Annotated in this window: 23 protein-coding genes and 1 tRNA gene; 10 read left to right on the forward strand and 14 right to left on the reverse strand. The window is 71.7% G+C overall.

Annotated features, from left to right (window positions below; all coding sequences use genetic code 11):
* The first annotated feature begins 9 nt into the window (after window positions 1–9).
* A complete protein-coding gene (locus tag IE305_RS07120) occupies window positions 10–675 on the forward strand; it encodes an O-methyltransferase (protein WP_190128575.1) in 666 nt (221 codons plus the stop codon).
* An 18-nt stretch (window positions 676–693) separates the two neighbouring features.
* On the opposite strand, the gene IE305_RS07125 is transcribed toward IE305_RS07120, so the two are convergent.
* The 3 genes from IE305_RS07125 to IE305_RS07135 all read right to left on the reverse strand — a co-directional run bounded on the left by IE305_RS07125 (window position 694) and on the right by IE305_RS07135 (window position 3,168).
* Window positions 694–924: an FmdB family zinc ribbon protein gene (locus IE305_RS07125; protein ID WP_190128576.1), complete on the reverse strand. Its 231-nt coding sequence runs from the start codon at window positions 922–924 to the stop codon at window positions 694–696.
* A 58-nt stretch (window positions 925–982) separates the two neighbouring features.
* The gene (locus tag IE305_RS07130) at window positions 983–2,335 is read right to left on the reverse strand and encodes a coiled-coil domain-containing protein (RefSeq protein ID WP_229890675.1); all 1,353 of its coding nucleotides are present in this window, start codon (window positions 2,333–2,335) and stop codon (window positions 983–985) included.
* Window positions 2,336–2,397: 62 nt separating this feature from the next.
* Window positions 2,398–3,168 (reverse strand): DUF4097 family beta strand repeat-containing protein, encoded by a 771-nt coding sequence (locus IE305_RS07135; protein WP_190128577.1) that lies wholly within the window; start codon window positions 3,166–3,168, stop codon window positions 2,398–2,400.
* Between the two features lie 190 nt (window positions 3,169–3,358).
* On the opposite strand from IE305_RS07135, the gene IE305_RS07140 reads away from it, so the two are divergent.
* Both IE305_RS07140 and IE305_RS07145 read left to right on the forward strand, forming a co-directional pair.
* Window positions 3,359–3,430, forward strand: a tRNA-Val gene (locus tag IE305_RS07140).
* Between the two features lie 81 nt (window positions 3,431–3,511).
* Complete coding sequence (locus IE305_RS07145; RefSeq protein WP_190128578.1) at window positions 3,512–4,408, forward strand: sigma-70 family RNA polymerase sigma factor; 897 nt, start codon at window positions 3,512–3,514, stop codon at window positions 4,406–4,408.
* Here the strand turns inward: IE305_RS07145 and IE305_RS07150 are convergent.
* From IE305_RS07150 to IE305_RS07175, 6 genes are all read right to left on the reverse strand, one after another.
* Window positions 4,390–5,145, reverse strand: coding sequence for a TerD family protein (locus IE305_RS07150; protein WP_190128579.1), 756 nt, complete (start codon window positions 5,143–5,145; stop codon window positions 4,390–4,392). The genes IE305_RS07145 and IE305_RS07150 overlap by 19 nt on opposite strands.
* 101 nt (window positions 5,146–5,246) lie before the next feature.
* Window positions 5,247–6,386 (reverse strand): DUF475 domain-containing protein, encoded by a 1,140-nt coding sequence (locus IE305_RS07155; RefSeq protein WP_190128580.1) that lies wholly within the window; start codon window positions 6,384–6,386, stop codon window positions 5,247–5,249.
* Window positions 6,387–6,433: 47 nt separating this feature from the next.
* Window positions 6,434–7,009, reverse strand: a complete 576-nt coding sequence (locus IE305_RS07160) for a TerD family protein (RefSeq protein ID WP_190128581.1) — start codon at window positions 7,007–7,009, stop codon at window positions 6,434–6,436.
* A gap of 109 nt (window positions 7,010–7,118) precedes the next feature.
* The gene (locus IE305_RS07165; RefSeq protein ID WP_190128582.1) at window positions 7,119–7,694 is read right to left on the reverse strand and encodes a TerD family protein; all 576 of its coding nucleotides are present in this window, start codon (window positions 7,692–7,694) and stop codon (window positions 7,119–7,121) included.
* Between the two features lie 148 nt (window positions 7,695–7,842).
* Complete coding sequence (locus IE305_RS07170; protein ID WP_190128583.1) at window positions 7,843–8,301, reverse strand: peroxiredoxin; 459 nt, start codon at window positions 8,299–8,301, stop codon at window positions 7,843–7,845.
* 213 nt (window positions 8,302–8,514) lie between these two features.
* Window positions 8,515–8,952 (reverse strand): DUF3052 domain-containing protein, encoded by a 438-nt coding sequence (locus IE305_RS07175; RefSeq protein ID WP_190128584.1) that lies wholly within the window; start codon window positions 8,950–8,952, stop codon window positions 8,515–8,517.
* Between the two features lie 456 nt (window positions 8,953–9,408).
* Between IE305_RS07175 and aceE the strand changes: the two genes are divergently transcribed.
* Window positions 9,409–12,150, forward strand: a complete 2,742-nt coding sequence (aceE, locus tag IE305_RS07180; protein ID WP_190128585.1) for a pyruvate dehydrogenase (acetyl-transferring), homodimeric type — start codon at window positions 9,409–9,411, stop codon at window positions 12,148–12,150.
* 59 nt (window positions 12,151–12,209) lie between these two features.
* Here aceE and IE305_RS07185 read toward each other — a convergent pair whose 3' ends face one another.
* Window positions 12,210–12,617 carry a peptidase inhibitor family I36 protein gene (locus IE305_RS07185; RefSeq protein ID WP_190128586.1) on the reverse strand — a complete coding sequence of 136 codons (408 nt, stop codon included), beginning with the start codon at window positions 12,615–12,617 and terminating at the stop codon, window positions 12,210–12,212.
* A gap of 168 nt (window positions 12,618–12,785) precedes the next feature.
* A complete protein-coding gene (locus IE305_RS07190; protein ID WP_190128587.1) occupies window positions 12,786–14,381 on the reverse strand; it encodes an MFS transporter in 1,596 nt (531 codons plus the stop codon).
* Window positions 14,382–14,494: 113 nt separating this feature from the next.
* On the opposite strand from IE305_RS07190, the gene IE305_RS07195 reads away from it, so the two are divergent.
* The 3 genes from IE305_RS07195 (at window position 14,495) to IE305_RS07205 (ending at window position 17,487) form a co-directional block, all read left to right on the forward strand.
* Entirely contained in the window at window positions 14,495–15,169 is a 675-nt protein-coding gene (locus tag IE305_RS07195) for a TetR/AcrR family transcriptional regulator (RefSeq protein WP_190128588.1), read from the forward strand.
* 141 nt (window positions 15,170–15,310) lie between these two features.
* Entirely contained in the window at window positions 15,311–16,567 is a 1,257-nt protein-coding gene (locus IE305_RS07200; protein WP_373311532.1) for an alpha/beta hydrolase, read from the forward strand.
* Between the two features lie 56 nt (window positions 16,568–16,623).
* Window positions 16,624–17,487 carry a DUF4429 domain-containing protein gene (locus IE305_RS07205; protein ID WP_190128590.1) on the forward strand — a complete coding sequence of 288 codons (864 nt, stop codon included), beginning with the start codon at window positions 16,624–16,626 and terminating at the stop codon, window positions 17,485–17,487.
* A gap of 19 nt (window positions 17,488–17,506) precedes the next feature.
* On the opposite strand, the gene IE305_RS07210 is transcribed toward IE305_RS07205, so the two are convergent.
* Together IE305_RS07210 and IE305_RS07215 are read right to left on the reverse strand one after the other, a co-directional pair.
* A complete protein-coding gene (locus IE305_RS07210; RefSeq protein ID WP_190128591.1) occupies window positions 17,507–18,529 on the reverse strand; it encodes an aldo/keto reductase in 1,023 nt (340 codons plus the stop codon).
* Window positions 18,530–18,538: 9 nt separating this feature from the next.
* The gene (locus IE305_RS07215; protein ID WP_190128592.1) at window positions 18,539–19,024 is read right to left on the reverse strand and encodes a MerR family transcriptional regulator; all 486 of its coding nucleotides are present in this window, start codon (window positions 19,022–19,024) and stop codon (window positions 18,539–18,541) included.
* Between the two features lie 111 nt (window positions 19,025–19,135).
* On the opposite strand from IE305_RS07215, the gene IE305_RS07220 reads away from it, so the two are divergent.
* Window positions 19,136–19,960: a serine hydrolase domain-containing protein gene (locus IE305_RS07220; RefSeq protein WP_190128593.1), complete on the forward strand. Its 825-nt coding sequence runs from the start codon at window positions 19,136–19,138 to the stop codon at window positions 19,958–19,960.
* A 26-nt stretch (window positions 19,961–19,986) separates the two neighbouring features.
* Here IE305_RS07220 and IE305_RS07225 read toward each other — a convergent pair whose 3' ends face one another.
* Window positions 19,987–20,658 carry a pirin family protein gene (locus IE305_RS07225; RefSeq protein ID WP_190128978.1) on the reverse strand — a complete coding sequence of 224 codons (672 nt, stop codon included), beginning with the start codon at window positions 20,656–20,658 and terminating at the stop codon, window positions 19,987–19,989.
* Window positions 20,659–20,751: 93 nt separating this feature from the next.
* Between IE305_RS07225 and IE305_RS07230 the strand changes: the two genes are divergently transcribed.
* A complete protein-coding gene (locus IE305_RS07230; protein ID WP_190128594.1) occupies window positions 20,752–21,924 on the forward strand; it encodes a PucR family transcriptional regulator in 1,173 nt (390 codons plus the stop codon).
* Window positions 21,925–22,023: 99 nt separating this feature from the next.
* Window positions 22,024–22,977, forward strand: coding sequence for an ACP S-malonyltransferase (locus tag IE305_RS07235; protein ID WP_190128595.1), 954 nt, complete (start codon window positions 22,024–22,026; stop codon window positions 22,975–22,977).
* Window position 22,978 lies beyond the last annotated feature (1 nt).

Here is a 22,978-nt window from a genome sequence, read left to right on the forward strand (position 1 = left end):
GGAGGTCACGTGCCCGCGTTCGAGAACACCCCGGTCACCCCCGAGCTGTACGCGTACGTCCTCGCCCACAACCCGCAGCCGGACCCCGTGCAGCAGGGGCTGGTGGAGACCACCCGCGCCCTGTTCCCCGACGACGCCGTCATGCAGATCGCCCAGACGCAGGGGCCCTTGCTGGCGTTCCTGGTCCGCCTCACCGGCGCCCGGCACATCGTGGAGGTCGGCACGTTCACCGGCATGTCCTCGCTGTCGATGGCGCAGGCGCTGCCCGAGGACGGGCGGCTGATCGCGCTCGACGTGTCGGAGGAGTGGACGGCCCACGCCCGGGAGGCGTGGGCCAAGGCCGGTGTGGCGGACAGGGTGGAGCTGCGCATAGGGCCCGCACTGGAGTCGCTGCGGGCCATGCCCGCCGAGCCGCACATCGATCTGGCGTTCCTCGACGCGAACAAGGACGGGTACGTCGACTACTGGGAGGAGCTGGTGCCGCGGCTGCGGCCCGGCGGCCTGATCGTCGTCGACAACGTCTTCATGTTCGGCGAGGTCCTCGACACCTCCGCCACCAGCGGGCGGGGCGCGGACATCAGACGGTTCAACGAGCACGCGGCGGCCGACGAGCGGATGGAGTCGGTGATGCTGACCATCGCGGACGGCGTGACGCTGGCCCGCAAGAAGGGCTGACCAGCGCGGGGGCCGCGGTCAGCCGCAGCAGCCGCCTCCGCAGCACCCGCCGGCCCCGCCTGCGCCTCCGCCCGCACGCGAAGCGGGCGCGGCGGAACCGGCAGTTCCGGTGACGGCGACGGTGGACAGCAGCTTCACGGTGTCGGTGTGCCCGTCCGGGCAGACGGCGGGCGCGCCCGACTCCGCCATGGGCCGGTTCAGCTCGAAGGTGTCACCACACGCTTTGCAGCGGTATTCGTAGCGAGGCATACGGGCAGGATAGCCACGGCCCGGCGGCCCCCGTCCCCTCTCGTCCCCTCATCCCCGGTCATCCCCGGCCGGCGCCGCGCTCCTCGCGGATCTGCTCGACGACGCGGGCCGCGGTCCGCCGCACCGCCTCCGTCTCGGTCAGGAAGTGCCACCAGTCGGGGTGACGGCCCTCCAGGCCGGCGACCGCCCGCTCCAGGCGCCCGACCGCGTCGTCGAGGGGACGGGCGTGGCGGGGATCGGGGGTGCTGCGGCCCGCCATGGCCAGCCGCTGGGCGTCGCGCAGGGCGAAGCGGGTCCGCTCGACCTCCTGCTCGTGGCCGGCCGCCACCTCGTCCAGCCGCCGCAGCCGCTCGCCGGCGGCGGAGACGGCCTCGTCGCTGGTGCCGAGCAGCGCCCGCACGGTGGCGAGCAGCGCCGTGGCGTCCGCCCAGCGCTCCTCGCGGCGGGCCGCCGCGGCCTCGGCCAGCCGCTCCTCGGCCTGGGCGACGGCGCGTTCCGCCTCCTCGGGCACGTTCTGCAGGTCCTGCCAGCAGGCGGCGCTGTAGCGGCGGCGCAGCTCACTGAGGACGGGGGCGACACCGGCCGCGCGGGTGGCCAGGGCCTGGGCGCGGGTGCGCAGCGAGACGAGCCGCTTGTCGATGCCGGCGGCCTTCTCGGGCAGCTGGGCGGCCTCGCTGCGCAGGGCCTCGGCGTCGCGGGCGAGGCGTTCGGCGCGCTCGACGGTCTCGCGGACGCCGTGCTGTCCGGCGCCCTCGTTGAGCCTGGTCAGCTCGGGGCCGAGCGCGGCGAGGCGGGCGGCGAGGGCGTCGGAGCGCAGCCCGGCGGCGCGGACGGTCTCCAGGGCGTCGGCGGCGGCGCGCAGCGCCTGCCGGGCCCGCTCGGCGGCGGGGGCGACCTGGGCGAGCCGGTCCTCGGCGCGGGCGAGCAGCGGGGCGAGGCCCTGGGCGAAGCGGTCGAGGTCGCCCTTGACGCGCAGCAGCTCGTCGCGGGCCCGGCCGAGCTCGGTGCGGGCCCGGTCGGCGGTGGCGGGTTCGAGGTCGTCGCGGTCGAGGTCGAAGCGGTCGACGGCGTCGATATAGCCGGCGGAGGCCTCGTCTATGCGCTGCCCGAAGGCGGCGAAGTCGGCGGCGGCCCGGCGCGCCTCGGGCGAGGGGTCGGCGGCGGTGATCGTCTCGATGGAGATGCGCAGGTCGCGCTGGGCGGTGTCGAGCTCGTAGAAGGCGGTGGCGGCCGCGTCCTTGGCCTCCTGGGCGCGGGCCCGCCGGTCCTCGCCGCGGAAGCGTCCCCAGCGGCGCGTGCCGCCGCCGGCGAAGGCGGTGACGAGGAGGGGCAGGAGCGGGAGCGGCAGGAGGGCGAGCGCGAGCGCCTCGCGGGCCGGAGCCGTCACCGTACGTGCGAAGGTCGCCCTCACTTGCCTCTCCCGTGGATCGCCGCAGGCCGGGTGTCATTCTCCCATCCGGCCGGGCGGCAGGGTCAGCCGTGGGGGCGCACTTCGACGCTGCCGTTGCGGCTCCGGGCGGTGAGCGTGCGGGCGGCGGCGTCGTCCCGGGGCACGCCGATGTCGACCGAACCGTGGCGGGAGGAGGCGTCGACCTTGTACGGGGTACGGGGGACGTCGATGCGGACGGCGCCGTTGTCGTTCGTGGCCTCGATCCGGTCGGGGACGCGCCCGGCCGCCAGGGATATGTCGCCGTTGCGGCTGGTGGCGCTGATGCTGCGGGAACCGGCCGTGCGGGCGTCGATGGACCCGTTCTTGGTGCTCAGCCGCAGGGCTCCGCCGGCGTCGCGCACGGTCACGGGGCCGTTCTTGCTGCTGACCGTCAGGTCGGTGCCGATGCCGCGGGCGGTGACGGCCCCGTTGTCGTCCTTGACGGTGACGGAGAGGCCGCGCGGCACCTCGACGCGGTGCTTGGCGGCACAGTTCACGGTGAGGCCGGTGCAGTGCATCCGCAGCGTGAGGGTGTCGCCGCTCACGTCCCAGCTCGCGCCGGCCGACCCGCCCACCGCCCATCCGTCGAACCAGCGGGTGACCTTGACCTGCCGCTCGTCGGCCGCGGCGGCCACGATCTCCAGCTCCGAGTTGTCGCTGTCGACGGTCAGGTGCTTCCCGGGCACGGTGAACGTCCGGTCCTCGGGTGCCGCGTCGTCGGGGCTGGCCCCGCACCCGGTGAGTCCGCTGCCGGCCACCACCACCCCCGCGAGAAGGGCGGACAGCCGGACGACGCGGCGTGCGCGCAGGACCATGGGGATCTCCGTTCGGGAACGACATCGGGCGACTCCGCGATCGTAGGAATCCACCACCCCCACCCGGAATACGGCTCGCTCCCGCCCGATGGTGGGGTTAACCCCAGGTGCCCAGGTGGGACCCCCTGCGCGGGCCCCAAACGGTTTGCGGCGCCGGGGGTGGTGGCATGTAGGCTGTCTGTTCGTGCCAGGGCGCATAGCTCAGCGGTAGAGCGCTGCTCTTACAAAGCAGATGTCACAGGTTCGAATCCTGTTGTGCCCACTCCTGGAGCCCCCCGGTCCCTGCGGACCGGGGGGTTTTCTGTACCGGGGTTACCGGGTTTCCGACGCGGGGGTGTGACGGGTGGACGGGGCAGAGCTGCTGGCCGGGCGCTTCGAGGCGGAGCGGGCGGGGTTGCGGGCGGTGGCGTACCGGATGCTGGGGTCGCTCGCCGAGGCGGAGGACGCCGTTCAGGAGGCGTGGTTCCGGCTCGGTCGCACCGATGTGAGCGAGGTGAAGAACCTCGGGGGCTGGCTCACCACCGTGGTCGGCCGGATCTGTCTGGACATGCTGCGCTCGCGGGCCTCGCGGCGCGAGGAGCCGCTGCCGGAGCAGGACGGGACGGTCCGGCTGCCCGACCCGGTGATCACCCCGCTGACCACGGTGGACCCCGAGCAGGAGGTCCTCGTCGCGGACTCGGTCGGCATCGCCCTGATGATCGTGCTGGAGACGCTGAGCCCCGCCGAGCGGCTCGCGTTCGTCCTGCACGACATGTTCGACGTGCCCTTCGACGACATCGCGCCCGTCCTCGGCCGGACCACGGTGTCCACGCGGCAGCTCGCCAGCCGTGCCCGCCGCCGGGTCCGGGGCGCCGTCCCGGCCGCCGACACCGATCTCTCACGCAAGCGCGACGTCGTGGACGCCTTCCTGGCCGCCGCCCGCGGCGGCGACTTCGAGGCGCTGCTGGCCGTCCTCGACCCGGCCGTGGTCGCGCGCTCCGACGGCGGCACGCTGCTGCCCGGGGTGCTGCAGCGGGGGGCCTCCGACGTGGCGTCCCAGGCGATCGCCTTCGCCCGCTTCGCCGCGGAGGCGCGCCTCGTGCTGGTCAACGGCTCGCCGGGCGTGGTGTCGTTCGCCGGGGGCCGGCCGCTGTCGGTCATGTCCTTCACCATTCGCGAGGGCCGCATCACGGCCCTCGACATCCTCACCGATCCCACGCGGCTGGCCGCCCTGGCCGGGGATCAGACCTTCGACTTGTAGCCCCGGCCCCACTGGAGGCCCCACCCGTAGAGGCGGTCCAACTCGGCCTGGAAGCCGTAGACGTACTTGAGTTCACGGCGGACGATCATGTCGCCCTTGATGTTCTCGATGAGCAGGACCGCACAGGACCGGGCCTCCGGCGCGCGTTCCGTGAGGGCGACCTCCAGTCGGGGGCCGTTGCCCGGGTAGAGGGTCACCATCGCGTGGGTACGGTCGAAGGCCGGGGTCCCGTCATAGATGTAGACGAAGATCAGCAGGCGCTTGAACTCGTCCCGGTGGTCCATGTTGATGTAGATCGTCTCGCCCGACCCCGAGCCGAACCGGTCGTCGCCGCTCAGCTGGACGTACGGCGGGGAGTTGATGCTGCCCAGTATGTTGCCGAGCGGCTGCACTACGCCCTTGGAACCGTCCTGGAGCTCGTACATACAGGCGAGGTCGAGGTCCACGTTGACCATGGCCGGGCCCTGCGCCTGTACGACCTGGGGCGTGAACTTCCGCAGCGGGTGGCGCAGTCCCTCCCGCAGCGAACCGGAGGCGGGGCCGTCGTCGAAGTCCGACGTCCGCATCCGCCAGGAGAGGTTGACGCGCAGGTTGCCGGTGATGGCCCCCTGCTTGGTCAGCGAGAACGTCGGCCTGCGGCGGGTGAGCTCCACCGCTCCGCTCGCGCTGGTCGCCATGTCGAACTGGCGGGCCGCCGCACCACCCCAGTTGCCGAAGAGCTTCTCCCAGACCGTCATCGCCGGACTACCCCCACCCTGGACCGCACATGCCACCGGGGCGGCCGTGAGGATGATCCACACGACCGCCCCGGTGAGAGCGTTCCTCAAATGTGCCGGGGTCACACCCCGGAGGCCACCTCGGACGTCTCGGTCCTGGCCGCCTGCTTGCGGTTGCGCACCACGGAGGAGAGGTAGGACAGGCCGATGAGCACCACGCCGATCAGGCCGGTGATCACCTCGTTGATCTCGTACTTGATGCTGAGCAGAAGGATCACGGCCAGCGCGCCGATCGCGTAGTGCGCGCCGTGCTCCAGGTAGACGTAGTCGTCCAGGGTCCCCTTGCGGACGAGGAAGACCGTCAGCGACCGGATGTACATCGCACCGATGCCGAGGCCCAGCGCCATCATGAAGATGTCGTTGGTGATGGCGAAGGCACCGATGACGCCGTCGAAGGAGAACGAGGCGTCGATGACCTCCAGGTAAAGGAACATGAAGAACGCGGCCTTGCCGGCCAGGCCGACGACGGAGGCGCCGCCCTTGCCGCCGGACGCCGCCGCGGCCTGCTCCGCCTCGTCCTCCGCGTCCTCCTCGGCCTCCTCCAGCCGGTTCTCGAAGAAGTCCGAGATGCCGCCCACGACGAGGTACGTCACCAGTCCGGCGATGCCGGCCAGCAGCACCGTCGCGGCCTTGTCGATCGTGCCGCCGCCGTCGTGCACGGGGACGGCCGTGGCCACGGTGGTGGCGGCGATCAGCAGGACGACGAGGGAGACCACCGTGGAGAGGGTCTCCAGCTTGCCGAGCTTCGCCAGCGGCTTCTCCAGCCAGTCCAGCCACTTGATCTCCCGGTCCTCGAAGATGAAGTCGAGGAAGATCATGAGCAGGAACATGCCGCCGTAGGCGGCGATGGCGGGGTGCGCACTGGTGACCAGCTGCTCGTAGCGGTCGTGGTCCTCGATCGCGACGCGGACGGCCTCGATCGGCCCCAGCTTCGCGGTGATCGCCACGATCACGACGGGGAAGACCAGCCGCATGCCGAAGACGGCGATGAGGATGCCCACCGTGAGGAAGATCCGCTGCCAGAACGGGTTCAGCTTGCGCAGGATGCCCGCGTTGATGACGGCGTTGTCGAACGAGACCGAGATCTCGAGGACGGAGAGGATCGCGACGATCGCCAGCCCCTGCCACCCCCACAGAAAGCCGGCCAAGGCCAGTCCGGCCGCCGTGACGGCGAACGACCAACCAAAGGTTTTCAGGAGCACTGGCTACCCAATCCTTCGCAGTTCGGGAGGGCCGCGCGCACGCGGCTTTACGAAACGTTGACCCCGAAGTCTAGGGCGATGCCGCGGAGCCCGGACGCGTACCCCTGGCCCACGGCCCGGAACTTCCATTCGCCGTTGTAGCGGTAGACCTCACCGAAGATCATCGCCGTCTCGCTGGAGGCGTCCTCGCTCAGGTCGTAGCGCGCCAGTTCACTGCCGTCGGCCTGGTTGACCACACGGATGTAGGCGTTGCGCACCTGGCCGAAGCTCTGCCCCCGCAGGTCGGCCTCGTGGATGGAGACCGGGAAGACGATCTTGTCGCAGGTGGCGGGGACCCGGGTGAGGTCCACCAGGATCGTCTCGTCGTCGCCCTCGCCCTCACCGGTGAGGTTGTCACCGGTGTGCTCCACCGAACCCTCGGGACTCTTGAGGTTGTTGTAGAAGACGAAGTACTCGTCGCCCAGCACCCGCCCCGCGGCGCACAGCAGCGCGCTGGCGTCCAAGTCGAAGGGGGCGCCGGTGGTGGAGCGCGCGTCCCAGCCGAGACCGACGGTGACCGCGGTCAGGTTGGGAGCGGCCTTGGAGAGGGAGACATTGCCTCCCTTGGCGAGCGTGACACCCATGTTGTTGCTTCCTCCCCGGGATGACGGTGGTGCGCCGCGGCGCACGGTGCGCGTCGGCGCCGCACTCCCCGGAGGGAAGTGCGGCGCCGCGACGGAACTCTCAGGTGCCTCAGACGTTGACGCCGAAGTCCTGGGCGATGCCGCGCAGGCCCGAGGCGTAGCCCTGGCCGATGGCCCGGAACTTCCACTCGGCACCGTGGCGGTAGAGCTCGCCGAAGACCATGGCGGTCTCGGTGGAGGCGTCCTCGCTCAGGTCGTAACGGGCCAGCTCGGTGTTGTCGGCCTGGTTGACCACGCGGATGTAGGCGTTGCGCACCTGGCCGAAGCTCTGCTGGCGGGTCTCGGCCTCGTAGATGGAGACCGGGAACACGATCTTGGCGACATCGGCCGGGACACCGGCGAGGTTCACCTTGATCTGCTCGTCGTCGCCCTCGCCCTCACCGGTGAGGTTGTCACCGGTGTGCTCGACGGAGCCGTCGGGGCTCTTGAGGTTGTTGAAGAAGACGAAGTTCTGATCGTTGGCGACCTTGCCCTGGTCGTTGCAGAGCAGGGCGCTGGCGTCCAGGTCGAAGTCCGTACCGGTGGTGGTACGGGCGTCCCAGCCGAGACCGACGACGACCGCGGTCAGGTTCGGGGCCGCCTTGGTCAGGGAGACGTTGCCGCCCTTGCTGAGACTGACTCCCACGAGTCCTCCATAGGTTCGAGGGGCCAGGCGTCAGCCGCGCCCCCTGTTGTGCGATGCCATCGGATCAACGTGTGGATCCTAGTGACCGGTTCCCGCCGATCGCAGGCTCTTGCACAGAGCCGCTCCGGCGGGACACCGGCCGGGCCGCTCAGAGGGCGGCGAGCGCCTGGGTGTACTCGTTCAGGTCACGCGCGTCGGGCAGCCCGTTGACGATCGTCCAGCGGACGACACCCTCCTTGTCGATGATGAAGGTGCCGCGCACCGCGCAGCCCTTCTCCTCGTCGAAGACGCCGTAGGCGCGGCTGACGTCGCCGTGCGGCCAGAAGTCGGACAGCAGCGGGTACTCCAGGCCCTCCTGCTCGGCGAAGACGCGCAGGGAGAACGGGGCGTCGTTGGAGACGGCCAGCAGCTGCACGTCGTCGTTGACGAACTTCGGCAGCTCGTCGCGCAGGGCGCACAGCTCGCCGGTGCACACGCCGGTGAAGGCGAAGGGGTAGAAGAGCAGGACGACGTTCTTCTCGCCACGGAAGTCGGCGAGGCGAACCGTCTCGCCGTGCTGGTTCTTCAGCGCGAAGTCCGGGGCCTTTTCGCCTACGGCGATCGCCATGGGTAACACCTCTCTGGTGACGGGACCTGTCGGCCCGCCCAGTGTGTCACCGCCGCCCCGCCCGGCACGCGGCGGGGGCGGGCAGCGGCCCGGGCGCAGCCCCCGGAACGACGCGGAACCCGCCGCGGGAACCACCGCGGAAACGACGCGGAACGACGCGCCCCCGGCGATCGGACGATCGCCGGGGGCGCGTACGGGAGCTCGCGGTGTCGGTCAGCGACGGGCCTGCTTGGCACCCTTCGGCGTGACCAGGCGGCTGGCGCTCCAGTCGCCGACGGTGATGCTCTTGCTGGCGTTCAGGCCGGCCGTCTTGGCGGCGTCCTGGACGTCGCTGGGCTCGATGTGACCGGGGCGGCCCGTCTTGGGCGTGAGGAGACAGATCATGCCGTCGTCCTCGAGCAGACCGATGGCGTCGACCAGCTCGTCTGTGAGGTCACCGTCCTCGTCGCGGAACCACAGCAGGACGGCGTCGGCGACGTCCTCGTAGTCCTCGTCGACGAGCTCGGTGCCGGTGAGCACCTCGATGGCCTCACGCAGATCCTGCTCGGTGTCGTCATCGAAACCGAGCTCCTGGACCACCTGATCCGGCTGGAACCCCAGCCTCTGGGCAAGGCCGGTCCGCTCCTCCGCGTGGTCCGCGGTCGCGCTCACGGATTGCCTCCTGTCATTCTTCGAGAAAGTGTGAAGTGGGCCCCGCGCACGCGAGGCAATGGGCGTAGTCCACACGTGCCGGACGGATCGCGCAAGTACCCGGCCAACCAGACCGCCGAAACGTTGACGGACGTGGACGTCTCATGGCAACTCCAACCATGAGGCCGCAGGCCCGAGTGATTCGCGCCACAGGCCCGGACCCGCCGGGTGAAGTTACTCCGTGCGATTACGGACGTCACGGCCGAACGGCCGTACGCCGACACCCCCCTTTGGGGGCGTATGGTTGCGATTTGGCCGCCCCGGGCGACCAACAACAGACGCTTCGTCTCTGAAAGTGGTGGTTACCGCCCAGTAGAGATGACGTTTCCGCCGCCGAGGTCCACGATGGGAGCCGGCGCGACTTAGAGCAAGACATTGACCGCGTGCCTGTGCACGACCGAACGACGAAGGAACAGCGTGGCTTCCGGATCCGATCGCAACCCGATCATCATTGGCGGCCTTCCCAGCCAGGTCCCGGACTTCGATCCCGAAGAGACCCAGGAGTGGCTCGACTCGCTCGACGCAGCCGTCGATGAGCGAGGCCGGGAACGTGCCCGCTACCTCATGCTTCGCCTGATCGAGCGGGCGCGCGAGAAGCGCGTCGCCGTGCCCGAGATGCGCAGCACGGACTACGTGAACACCATCGCGACCAAGGACGAGCCGTTCTTCCCCGGTAACGAGGAGATCGAGCGCAAGATCCTCAACGCGACCCGGTGGAACGCGGCCGTGATGGTGTCCCGCGCCCAGCGCCCGGGGATCGGCGTCGGCGGCCACATCGCCACCTTCGCCTCCTCCGCCTCGCTGTACGACGTGGGCTTCAACCACTTCTTCCGCGGCAAGGACGGCGGCGACGGCGGCGACCAGATCTTCTTCCAGGGCCACGCCTCGCCGGGTGTCTACGCCCGCGCCTTCCTCCTGGACCGCCTGTCCGAGCAGCAGCTCGACGCGTTCCGCCAGGAGAAGTCGAAGGCCCCGTACGGCCTGTCCAGCTACCCGCACCCGCGGCTCATGCCGGACTTCTGGGAGTTCCCGACCGTCTCCATGGGCCTCGGCCCGCTGGGCGCGATCTACCAGGCCCGGATGAACCGCTACATGGAGGCGCGCGGCATCGCCGACACCTCCAAGTCCCACGTTTGGGCGTTCCTGGGCGACGGCGAGATGGACGAGCCGGAGTCGCTCGGCCAGCTGTCCCTGGCCGCCCGCGAGGGCCTGGACAACCTGACCTTCGTCGTCAACTGCAACCTGCAGCGCCTCGACGGCCCGGTGCGCGGCAACGGCAAGATCATGCAGGAGCTGGAGTCGCAGTTCCGCGGCGCCGGCTGGAACGTGATCAAGCTGGTGTGGGACCGCTCCTGGGACCCGCTGCTGGCCCAGGACCGCGACGGCATCCTGGTCAACAAGCTCAACAGCACCCCCGACGGCCAGTTCCAGACGTACGCCACCGAGACCGGTGCGTACATCCGTGAGCACTTCTTCGGCGACGACCACCGTCTCCGCAAGATGGTCGAGCACATGACCGACGACCAGATCCTGCACCTGGGCCGTGGCGGTCACGACCACAAGAAGATCTACGCGGCCTACGCGGCGGCCAAGGCCCATAAGGGCCAGCCGACCGTGATCCTGGCGCAGACGGTCAAGGGCTGGACGCTCGGCCCGAACTTCGAGGGCCGCAACGCGACCCACCAGATGAAGAAGCTCACGGTCGAGGACCTCAAGCGCTTCCGCGACCGCCTCCACATCCCGATCTCGGACAAGGAGCTGGAGTCCGGCCTGCCGCCGTACTACCACCCGGGCCGGGACTCGGAGGAGATCCAGTACATGCACGACCGCCGCAAGGCGCTCGGCGGCTACGTGCCCACCCGTGTGGACCGCTCCAAGCCGCTGAACCTGCCCGGCGACAAGGTCTACGCCCCGATCAAGAAGGGCTCCGGCCAGCAGGCGATCGCCACCACCATGGCCTTCGTCCGCCTGCTGAAGGACCTGATGCGGGACAAGGAGATCGGCAAGCGCTTCGTGCCGATCGCCCCGGACGAGTACCGCACCTTCGGCATGGACTCGCTGTTCCCCTCGGCGAAGATCTACAACCCGCTGGGCCAGCAGTACGAGGCCGTGGACCGCGAGCTGCTGCTCGCGTACAAGGAGTCCCCGAACGGCCAGATGCTGCACGACGGCATCTCCGAGGCCGGCTGCACCGCCTCGCTGATCGCCGCGGGCTCGGCCTACGCCACGCACGGCGAGCCGCTGATCCCGGTGTACGTCTTCTACTCGATGTTCGGGTTCCAGCGCACCGGCGACCAGTTCTGGCAGATGGCCGACCAGCTGGCCCGCGGCTTCGTCCTCGGTGCCACCGCCGGCCGCACCACGCTGACCGGTGAGGGCCTCCAGCACGCCGACGGCCACTCGCACCTGCTGGCCTCGACCAACCCGGCCGTCGTCGCGTACGACCCGGCGTTCGGCTTCGAGATCGCGCACATCGTCCAGGACGGTCTGCGCCGTATGTACGGCGGGACCCCCGAGGAAAACGAAGACATCTTCTACTACCTCACCGTCTACAACGAGCCGATCCAGCACCCGGCCGAGCCGGAGAACGTGGACGCCGACGGCATCCTCAAGGGTCTGTACCGGTTCAAGGAGGGCGAGAAGGGCGCGATCCCCGCGCAGATCCTCGCCTCCGGCGTGGCCGTGCCGTGGGCCCTGGAGGCCCAGCGCATCCTGGCCGACGAGTGGAACGTCAAGGCGGACGTCTGGTCGGCGACCTCCTGGAACGAGCTGCGCCGCGACGCCGTCGCCGTGGAGGAGCACAACCTGCTCCACCCGGAGGAGGAGCAGCGCGTCCCGTACGTGACGACCAAGCTCGCCGCCACCGAGGGCCCGAAGGTGGCCGTGTCCGACTGGATGCGTGCCGTTCCGGACCAGATCGCGCGCTGGGTGCCCGGCACGTACACCTCGCTGGGCGCGGACGGCTTCGGCTTCGCCGACACCCGTGGTGCGGCCCGTCGCTTCTTCCACATCGACGCCCAGTCGATCGTCCTCGCGGTGCTCACCGAGCTCGCCAAGGAGGGCAAGGTCGACCGGTCGGCGCTGAAGCAGGCCATCGACCGCTACCAGCTGCTGGACGTGGCGGCGGCCGACCCGGGCGCCGCCGGCGGCGACGCCTGATCGCCCACGCCGTTTGACGCCTGAGCCCCCCGGCCACCCCGGCCGGGGGGCTCAGGCGTTCAGCTCTCCCAGACCTTGTACGCCCGTACCGGGTACGCCGCCTCCGGCACCCATGTGCCCGAGGGGTACGTGGCGAACTCGCCGGTCTCGGCGCAGGTGGCGCTCTGGTAGAGCGTCACGGGCCGGCCCATGCGGTTGGCGAAGGACGCGGCGCTGGTGCCCTGCGGCAGCGTGGTGCAGCTCTCGATCTGGATGCCGGCGAGCTCGCTGACCCGCCGGTTGCCCTGGAAGCCGGGTTTGGGCCACAGGCACAGCTGTCCCGCGGCGCAGGGGCCCAGCCGGCCGTCGCCGGCGGGCCGGTCCTGGGCTGCGGGGGCCGTCGGCGCCGCCCCCGCGGCCCCGGCGGTCACGGCGGTCAGTGCGGCGGCGAGGGCCACGGCGGGTACGGCCGTACGGAATGCACGCATCTCGATCACTCCCCTTGATCCGGCGGTGTGCGCTGCGGACGAGTCTTGTGCGCCCCGATCACCACTGCCAAGAGGGCCCGGCAAGCCAGGCCCTGATAGGGGAAGCCACCCGGAGAAACCCCCTGGGGGAGATCCCGGAGGCCGTCTTCCGCGATCTTCAAGCGACGGTCAGATGTGCCCCGCCCCCGGCGCCGCCCCCGCGTTGGCGCCGCGTTTGGTGAGGAGGGCGACGACCGCGGCACCCAGCGCCACCCAGCCGGCGACGCTGAAGGCCGTGTTCATGCCCGAGACGAACGTGTCGTGGGCGACGCCGGCTATCCGCCCGGCGACGTCCGGCGGCGTGCCCGGTGGCACGGGTGCCACGCCGAACGCGACGAGGTCCGAGACCTGGGCCGCCTTGTCCGGCGGGACGGGCGGCAGCCCGGCCGCCGACCAGTTCTCGGGCAGCAGGTGGTCGACCCGGGAGGCCACGACGGCGCCCAGGACGGCCGTGCCGAGCGAGCCGCCGACCTGCATGGCGGCCTGCTGGAGGCCGCCCGCGACGCCGGCGTGCTCCAGCGGCGCGTTGCCGACGATGACGTCGGTGGCGCCGACCATGACCGGCGAGAGGCCGAGGCCCAGCAGCGCGAACCACACCGACATCCGCACCGTGCCGGTGCCGGGTTCGAGGGTGGACATGCCGAAGCAGGCGGCGGCGGTGCACAGCATGCCGGCGACGAGCGGTATCCGCGGGCCGACCCGGGTGATGGCGGCGCCGGCCGCCGGCGCGGCGACGATCATCATGCCGGTGAGCGGCAGCAGGTGCAGGCCGCTGTCGACCGGGCTCATGCCGTGCACGTTCTGGAGGTAGAACGTCACGAAGAACACGCCGCCCATGAAGGCGAAGGCCATCAGCAGCATCAGGACCGTACCGGCCGACAGCGGCACGGACCGGAAGAGGCGCAGCGGCAGCAGCGGCTCGCGGAAGAAGTACTGCCAGACCGCGAAGCCGGCGAAGCACACCGCGGCGACGGCGAGGAAGACCAGCGTCCGGCTGTCGCCCCAGGACCACGCGTTGACCTTGATCAGCGCCCAGATGAGGCAGAACATCGCGGCGGACAGCAGCAGGATGCCCAGGATGTCGAACGAGCGCGGCGCGTTCTCCGCGCGGTGGTCCTTGAGGATGACCACGCCCAGGACGAGGGCGAGCACCCCGACCGGCACGTTGATGAAGAAGACCGACTGCCAGTTGACGTGTTCGACGAGCAGGCCGCCGACGATGGGGCCGCCGGCCGTGGAGGCGCCGATGACCATGCCCCACAGGCCGATGGCCATGTTGAGCTTCTCGGCCGGGAAGGTGGCGCGCAGCAGGCCGAGCGCGGCCGGCATCAGCAGCGCGCCGCACAGGCCCTGGAGCACGCGGAAGCCGACGACCGCCGACACGCTGCCGGAGAGGGCGATGAGTCCGGAGGAGAGCGCGAAACCGGTGGTACCGATAAGGAAGATCAGGCGGTGGCCGAAACGGTCGCCGAGCTTGCCGGCGGTGATGAGGGCCACGGCGAGGGCGAGGAGGTAGGCGTTGGTGATCCACTGGACGTCCGCGAGGGAGGCGCCCAGGTCCTTCTGGATGGCGGGGTTGGCGATGGCGACGATCGTGCCGTCCAGCGCGACCATCATCACGCCTATGGCGACGGAGACGAGGGTCAGCCAGGGATGGCCCCGCAGTCCTTTCCGGGGCACGAGTTCGCGTGCTGCCGCATCGGCGACGGTGGTCTGAGGCGTCATGGACCGAGCGTAGTGTCAGTCGCTGACAAGTGACCACCGCTTTCAACCGTCGCGATCTGTCGTCTTTCCCACAGCTAGGCTGAGCAGCGCAAACACAGCGAAAGAGGCCCGTCATGCACGCGACACAGGACGAGACCGAGCCACCGTCCGCCCCCTCCGCCGCCCTGCGCCCCGGGCTGCGCGAGCGCAAGAAGCAGCGCACCCGCGACGCCCTCATCCGCTCGGCCCTGGAGCTGTTCGCCGAGCGGGGGTACGAGGGCACGACGGTCGACGAGATCGCCTGTGCGGCCGACGTCTCGCAGCGGACCTTCTTCCGCTACTTCGCCGGGAAGGAGGACGTCGCGCTCGCCGTCCAGCAGATGGTGGAGACCCACTTCTTCGAGGCCGTGTGCGAACGCCCGGCCGCCGAGTCGCCGCTGACCGCGCTGCGTACGGCCGTGATGTCGTCCTGGGACACCATCGAGGAGGCCATCGCCTCCGTCGTGCCGCTCGAACTGCACCTGCGCACGTACCAGATGATCCAGACCACGCCCCAGCTGATCGCGGCGCACCTGCGGCGCACGGCGGAGCTGGAGGACCGGCTCACCGAGGTGATCGCCCGCCGCGAGGGGCTGCCGCCGGAGGACCCGCGGCCGCGCATCCTGGTGGCCGCGTTCAGCGGCGTGATGCGGGAGACGGGCAAGCGCTGGGGCCTGCTCATGGAGCAGGACATGGAGGAGTTCCGCCGGCAGACCGCCGCCTACCTCGACCAGATCGGGCCCGCCCTGGCGGAGAACTGGCGTTCCTGAACGGGACTTGATCGAAACACGACGATTGCCGCGATGATTCGCGATGATTACTGTCGCTTGGCGTCGCTTACCGTCGATTCAAACGTGAGATCCGTCACTGGCTTTACGAACACAAGGGGATTTCTCTTAGTGTGGTGCCCGGTGACTTCCTTTCCGGAGCTCGGCACTCCCCCCTCGATCTCGTCGATCCCCTGGACGAACGCGACCACGGTCTGGCGCGCACTCCTCGCGCTGACCGTGGTGTTCGTCATGCTCGCCACCACGGGATGGACGGCGGTCCGGGGCCACCGGCCGGCCGCCGACGCCAAGACGGCGGCCCTCACGGCGTGGCTGCACGGCTCCATAGGCGGACGGCCGCTCCCCTCCGCACAGGAGGAACCGGCCGCCCTCGCCCGCTTCTTCGCCTCCCTCACCGGCGGCCAGCGCGACACGCTCGCCCGCCGGTACCCGCTCGTCGTCGGCAACCTCGCCGGAGCGCCCGTCGCCCTGCGCTACCGGGCCAACCACCTCGCGCTGGAGGCCGCCCGCAGCACCGAGGAGCGCCGCACCCACGACGGCTCGCTCACGGCCGCCGGCCGCTACGAGGCGAGCCGCCGGATGCACCGGTTCGACTCCCTGCTCGGCGACGGCCGGCAGATCCTCTCCTTCGACCCGCAGGGCTCCGGACGCGTCGCCGAGGTCATCGGCGACCTCGACACCGCCGACCGCGTCTCGGTGATCGTCCCCGGCGTCGACACCAACCTGCTCACGTTCGAGAAGTCCCAGCGCGCCTACAGCGCCCCCGTCGGCATGGCCCGCTCCCTCTACGCCGCCGAGCGGAAGGCCGCCCCCGGCACCAGGACGGCCGTCATCGCCTGGGCCGACTACACCTCGCCGGTCGGCGTCGGCATGGGCGCCGCCACCGGCAGGCTCGCCACCGAGGGCGCGCTGCGGCTGCGCAAGCTCGTCCGCGCCCTGCCGGGCACCGCCCCCGTCTCCCTGTTCTGCCACAGCTACGGCTCGGTGGTGTGCGGCGTCGCCGCCCGCGAGCTGTCCCCGCGCGTGACCGACGTGGCCGTCGCCGGCAGCCCCGGCATGCGCGCCGACCACGCCTCCGAGCTGGGCACCGGCGCCCGCATATGGGCGATGCGCGACCCGGACGACTGGATCCAGGGCGTCCCGCACCTGGAGGTCGGCGGGCTCGGCCACGGCGCCGACCCGGTCTCCAAGGACTTCGGCGCCCGCGTCCTGTCGGCCGACGGCGCCCAGGGCCACGCCGGCTACTTCGCCCCCGGCACCACCAGCCTCGACAACTTCGCGGAGATCGGCGTCGGAACGGTCGCGTCCCTGCGGTGCGCACGGGACGCGGGCGACTGCCTGGACGGACTGCCTCCGGCGGACGCGCCCCCGGCGGCTTGACGCGCGTAGCGGCGCGAGGGGGGACGGGCGCGCGGGTGCCGCTTACGATGAGCGGCATGGGTGATGTGCTGGCCGGTTACCACGCCGTCTGGGAGTTCGACACGGACTCCGTGCTCATCCGCTACGAACGGGGGATCCGCACGCCGAAGCTGCTCCAGGCGCTCGGCCGGCGGCGCGTCCCCTACGAGGCCCTCGCCGGCGTCGAGCAACTGCCCGGCAGGCACGGCACGGTGGTGCTGCGGGCCGTGCCCAGACCCGGCGCCGACCCGCTCATGGACGCGGCCGACGGCCAGCTGAAGGAGGGCTGCGACCCGTACCGGCTGGTCCTGCCCGCCGAGCGGGACACCCTCGCCGAGTACTACGCCGAGCGGATACGCGCCGAACTCACCCCGCACGGCGCCGGACCCGCCCCGCACTACCTCGTCGCCGCCCCCACGCCGCCGTCCTCGTTCAAGGCGTACGACGGCAAGGCGTCGTTCGACGGCAGCACCGTCGCCTTCCGCTGGTTCTGGACCGGCGCCTCCACGGCCAAGTGGAAGGCGGGCGACCAGCGGTTCGCCGTCGAGGAACTCTCCGGCGTCCACTGGCGTTCCCCCGACTCCCCCGGCGGCCACCTGCGGCTGCTGCGGCGCGGCCGCGGCGGCGGGCCGGCCGCCGGCGCCGACCAGGACCCGGCCGCGGTGGTCTTCGGCCGCGGCTACGGCCTCGTCCACGAGTCGCTGCCGTTCGCCGCGGCCGTCCTGGAGGCCGTACGGCAGCGGGCCGCCACGCCCGCCGTCACCGCACGCGTCCCCGCGGCCCGCCCCGACCCCGGCGGCATCGCCGACCGCATCCGGCACCTCGGCGAGCTGCACGAGGCGGGGCTGCTCACGGACGACGAGTTCAGCGCCAAGAAGGCCGAACTGCTGGCCGAACTCTAGGCCCCGTCCCGCAGGTTGATCACTCGCGGCCGGCGGAGGCGAAGGACATGTCGGCGTACCGGTCGCCTGCCACCTTCCCCGCGATCGGCTCCAGCGCCGCCAGCTCCTCCTCCGTGAGCTCGATGCGCGTCGCGCCCACGTTCTCGTCCAGCCGGGACCGCTTGCGGGTGCCGGGGATCGGGACGACCGCCAGGCCGTGCACGGCGGCGCGCTGCTGCACCCAGGCCAGCGCCACCTGCGCCAGGGTGGCCCCGCGGGCCTCGGCGATCCGCCGCACCGGCTCCAGGAGCGCCGCGTTGGCCGCCGCGTTCTCGCCCGTGAAGCGGGGCTGCACCCGGCGGTAGTCCTCCTTCGTCAGCTCCTTCTCGGCGTCGGTGAACGACCCCGTCAGGAAGCCACGCCCGAGCGGCGAGTACGGCACGAGCGCGACGCCCAGGTCCCGCGCGGCCGGCACCACGCCCGCCTCGATGTCACGGCTGAACAGCGACCACTCCGACTGCACGGCCGCAATGGGGTGCACGGCGTGCGCGGCGCGCAGCTCGGGCCCGGTGACCTCGCTCAGGCCCAGGTGGGCCACCTTGCCCTCGGCCACCAGCTCGGCCATGACGCCCACGGTCTCCTCGATGGGGACGTTCACGTCGCGCCGGTGCATGTAGTAGAGGTCGATGCGCTCCACGCCCAGGCGGCGCAGGCTGCCCTCGATCGCACGGCGGATGTAGCCGGGCTCGTTGCTGATGGTGCGCTTCAGCGGGTCGTCGTTGTCGAGGATGATGCCGAACTTGGTGGCCACCACGACCTCGTCGCGGTGTGCCCGGACGAACGGGGCGATGAATTTCTCGTTCTCCCCCTCGCCGTACAGCTCGGCCGTGTCGTAGAGGGTCACGCCCTGTTCCAGGGCGTGCTCCAGGGTGGCGCGGGCCTCGGCCTCGTCGGTCGGCCCGTAGGCGACGGACATGCCCATGCAACCCAGGCCCTGGATGCCGACGGCGGGGCCGCCGGTACCGAGGACGGTGGTGGGGAGGGTGGTGCGGTCGGTGCTCATGATGGCCCGTCAGTCCCTTCCGGACGCCCGGCGCCGGGTGTCCGCATAGCGTTCGATCTTGTAGTCCAGCACCTCGAGCGTGGCGTTGAGCTCGGCGATGCGGCGGCGCACGGTCTCCCGGTGCGCGCTCAGCAGCCGTTCCCGCTCGGCGACGGTCTCCTCGCCCTGGCGCACCAGGCCGGCGTAGCGGACCATGTCCGCCACGGGCATCCCGGTGAGGCGCAGCCGGGCGACGAGGTCCAGCCAGTCCAGGTCGCGGTCGGTGTAGCAGCGGCGGCCGGTGTGCGAGCGGTCGACGTGGGGCATCAGCCCGATCCGCTCGTACCAGCGCAGGGTGTGTGCGGTCAGGCCCGTGTACTCGGCCACCTCGCTGATCGTGTAGCGGTCCCGGCCGCGCGGGCGGCGGTTCCGCTGGGACTCCAGCTGCAGGCAGACACCCGCCGGCACCAGGTCGCTCTCCAGCACGGTCCCCGACACGGTCTCCAGCACGGTCATGCCGCTGTCCCCCTCGCGATCTCTCGGCGTTGCGCCCACGCTACGGAGTTGGAGTGCGCTCGAAGCAAGCGCGTATCGGGACGCGTGCGGAAGGAGGTTAGGCTCCCTGGCATGGAGAGCCTGCGGATCATCGAGAACTGGCCGGTGGACCACGCCGCCGCGGCCGTCGTGCGCGCCGACGGGACCGTGGCCGGCACCCACGGCGACACCGGACGGCGCTTCGCGCTGGCGTCGGTCACCAAGCCGCTGGCCGCCTACGCCGCTCTGGTCGCCGTCGAGGAGGGCGCGATCGAGCTGGACGAGCCGGCCGGCCCGGAGGGATCCACGGTCCGCCATCTGCTGGCGCACACCTCCGGCCTGGCCTTCGACGAGGCCCGGACCATGGCCGCGCCGGGCACGCGGCGCCTCTACTCGAACGCGGGCTTCGACGCGCTGGGCGACCACATCGCCAAGGCGACCGACATCCCCTTCGCCGAGTACCTGCGGCAGGCTGTGCTGGAGCCGCTCGGCATGACGTCGACGGACCTGCCGGGGTCGCCCGCGAAGGACGGCGTGTCGACCGTGGCCGACCTGGCCCTCTTCGCCGCCGAGCTCCAGCGGCCGCGGCTGCTGGCGGCCGCCACGGTCGCGGAGGCGACGACGGTGGCCTTCCCCGGGCTCACCGGCGTGCTGCCGGGCTACGGCCACCAGCGCCCCAACGACTGGGGGCTGGGTTTCGAGATCCGCGACGGCAAGGCCCCGCACTGGACGGGCGCCACGTCCTCGCCGCGCACCTTCGGCCACTTCGGCCAGTCGGGCACGTTCCTGTGGGTGGACCCGGCCGCGGGCGCGGCCTGCGTCGCCCTCACGGACCGCGCGTTCGGCCCGTGGGCGATCGAAGCCTGGCCGCCCCTGACGGACGCCGTGCTGACGGAGCTCGCCGGGGGCGCTGCCTAGGGCGCTGCCCAGGCACGCGCTCGCGCTCAGCCGAAGTGGGGCTCGGCGTGCATCTCCCACGCGAGCAGCTCTGCGGGACCGACGGCCTCCGCCGCCGTGCCCACCGCGTCCGTGACCCGCGCCGCGTCCCCCTCCCGCAGCACCTCGCCGGCGAGGTGCACGGCTCCCCGCACCACGTGCACGTACAGCCACGGCGCGTCCGGCAGTGCCGTGCGCTCCCCGGCGCGCAGCCGGCGGACATGGAGCACGGCCTCCGCGCGCGCCAGCGCGTACGGCGTGCCGTCGGCGATGCCGCGCACCACCTCGTACGAGGGATCGCCGCCGAACTCGGACGGGGTCAGCCACATCTGGACGAACCGCAGCGGCGTGCTGCCGGCGTTGCGCTCGGCGTGCCGGACGCCGGCGCCGGCACTGAGGCGCTGGAGGTCGCCGGGGCGTACGGTGACCACGTGACCGGTGGAGTCCTCGTGCGTGAGTTCCCCCTCGACCACCCAGGTGACGATCTCGACGTCCCGGTGCACGTGCTCGGCGAAGCCCGCGCCGCCCGCCAGCCGCTCCTCGTTGCATGCGGCCAGCGGCCCGAACCGCACGTTGTCGGGGTCGTAGAAGCCGGAGAACGAGAAGGCGTGCCGGGTCTCGATGCCGGCGTCCGGATCACCGCCGCGGAAGCGCTCGGCGGCCCGCTGCACATGGGTCATCGGCTGGGTCATCGGCCCACCGTAGCCCCGTAGGGGACTTCTCAGGGGTCCCGGCGGCCCCGGACGCCACCCGAATAAGGCAGGCTTGTCCCCGTGCCTGAACCAGCTGACACCCCGCATCCCCACAGCGCGACCCTGCGCAACCTGGAGAAGTCCTCCGGGACGCTGGCCGCCGCGGCCATCGCCCGGATGGACGCCCAGCTGCCGTGGTACCGGGCGATGCCCCCGGAGAACCGGTCCTGGATCGGCCTGGTCGCCCAGGCCGGTATCGCCGCGTTCACCGAGTGGTTCCGGCATCCCGAGACGCCGCAGGCCATCAGCACGGACGTATTCGGCACGGCGCCGCGCGAGCTGACCCGGGCGATCACGCTGCGGCAGACCGTGGAGATGGTGCGCACCACCATCGAGGTCATGGAGTCGGCCATCGACGAGGTGGCCGCGCCCGGTGACGCGTCGGCGCTGCGCGAGGCGCTGCTGGTCTACGCGCGGGAGATCGCCTTCGCCACCGCCCAGGTGTACGCGCAGGCCGCCGAGGCCCGCGGCGCCTGGGACGCCCGGCTGGAGTCGCTGGTCGTCAACGCGGTGCTGTCGGGCGAGGCCGACGAGGGCGCGCTGTCCCGGGCGGCGGCGCTGGGCTGGAGCGCGCCGGCGCACGTCTCGGTGGTGCTGGGCACCGCGCCCAACGGCGACAGCGAGCTGACGGTGGAGGCGATCCGCCGGGCCGCGCGGCACGCCAAGCTCCAGGTGCTCACCGGGGTGCTCGGCGAGCGCCTGGTGGTGATCGCCGGCGGCAGCGACAACCCGCTCCAGGCGGCGAAGGCGCTGATCGGCCCGTTCGCGCCGGGCCCGGTCGTGGCCGGCCCGGTCGTCCCCGACCTGCTCGCGGCCACCCGCTCGGCACAGGCCGCGGCGGCCGGCCTGAAGGCGTGCGCGGCCTGGCCGGACGCCCCCCGTCCGGTGCTCGCCGACGACCTGCTGCCGGAGCGGGCGATGGCCGGTGATCTCACCGCACGCGACCAGCTGGTGGAGGAGATCTACAGACCGCTGGAGGAGGCGGGCTCCGCGCTGCTGGAGACGCTGAGCGTGTACCTGGAGCAGGCGAGCAGTCTGGAGGGTGCGGCCAGAATGTTGTTCGTCCACCCCAACACCGTGCGATACCGGCTGCGACGTGTGACGGACGTCACCGGCTGGTCGCCCTCCGATGTCCGGTCGGCCTTTACGCTGCGCATTGCACTGATCCTCGGACGGCTGGCCGACGTGGAGTGAGGCCCCGTAGTCTTTTGTCGAAAATCCACAATTCCCCCTACGGTTCTTCGTCCCTGTCCCCACGGGTGGGCGAAGCCGTCCACGAGAGAGAGTGTGAGGGTGCTCGTACTCGTCGCTCCCGGCCAGGGCGCTCAGACGCCCGGCTTCCTGACCCCCTGGCTCGACCTCCCCGGCGTTGAAGACCGCCTGCGCGAGTGGTCGGCCGCCATCGACCTGGACCTGGTCCACTACGGCACGAAGGCCGACGCCGACGAGATCCGCGACACCGCCGTCGCGCAGCCGCTGCTCGTCGCCTCGGCGCTGGTCTCCGCGGGGCAGCTGTTCCCCGCCGCGGAGGACTTCTCCCGTCTCGTCGGCGCCGCCGCCGGCCACAGCGTCGGCGAGCTGGCCGCCGCGGCGTTCACCGGTGTGCTCTCCGAGCGCGCCGCCCTGGAGCTGGTGCGCCGGCGCGGCCTGGCCATGGCCGAGGCCGCGGCCGTCACCGAGACCGGCATGTCCGCGCTGCTCGGCGGCGAGCAGGACGTCGTCCTGCCGCACCTGGAGAAGCTGGGCCTGACCCCGGCCAACGTCAACGGCGCCGGCCAGATCGTGGCCGCCGGCACCATGGAGCAGCTGGCCGCGCTCGCCGAGGACAAGCCCGAGGGCACCCGGCGCGTGGTCCCGCTGAAGGTGGCCGGCGCGTTCCACACCGAGCACATGGCACCGGCCGTCGCCGCGCTGGAGGCCGCCGTGGCCGAGCTGGCCCCGGCCGACCCGCACACCCGGTACGTGTCCAACAAGGACGGCGCCGTGGTGGCCTCCGGGACGGACGTCGTCCGCCGGCTGGTGGGCCAGGTGGCCAACCCGGTCCGCTGGGACCTGTGCATGGAGACGTTCCAGGAGCTGGGCGTCACGGCCCTGATCGAGGCGGCCCCCGGCGGCACCCTGACGGGCATCGCCAAGCGGGCCCTACCGGGTGTGAAGACCCTGGCGCTGAAGACCCCGGACGACCTCGAGGCCGCCCGCACCCTGATCGCCGAGCACGGCGGCGCCGTCGCGACCGCGGCCGAATAGG

The sequence above is a fragment of the Streptomyces mashuensis genome (genome assembly GCF_014654785.1).
GTDB lineage: Bacteria > Actinomycetota > Actinomycetes > Streptomycetales > Streptomycetaceae > Streptomyces > Streptomyces mashuensis.